The organism is Vogesella mureinivorans (genome assembly GCF_007644035.1).
Lineage (GTDB): Bacteria > Pseudomonadota > Gammaproteobacteria > Burkholderiales > Chromobacteriaceae > Vogesella > Vogesella mureinivorans.
The window spans coordinates 1-283 of the sequence record NZ_VMTV02001138.1; the positions used below are offsets into that span (position 1 = coordinate 1).

The 283-nt window shown below is 69.6% G+C and carries 1 protein-coding gene; it reads right to left on the reverse strand.

Going from position 1 to position 283, the window contains the following annotated elements:
* Nucleotides 1-283, reverse strand: a 283-nt coding sequence (locus tag FLQ44_RS23120) for an ABC transporter permease subunit (RefSeq protein WP_147696203.1), incomplete at both ends; no start/stop codon positions are given.

The window sequence follows — 283 nt, forward strand, 5'->3', positions numbered from 1 at the left end:
GGTCACCGCCATGGTCTCGCCGAGCGCGCGGCCGAGGCCCAGGAAGATGCCGCCGATCACCGCCGAGCGCGTGTAGGGCAGGACGATGTGCCAGGCGACTTCCCAGGTGGTCGAGCCCAGCGCGTAGGCGGACTCCTTCAGCCGGGTCGGCACGGTCAGGAAGACCTCGCGCATCACCGAGCTGATGAAGGGGATGATCATGATCGCCAGCACCAGACCGGCGGTCAGCGTGCCCAGGCCGAGCGGCGGGCCGGAGAACAGATGCCCGATCAGCGGCAGCTGG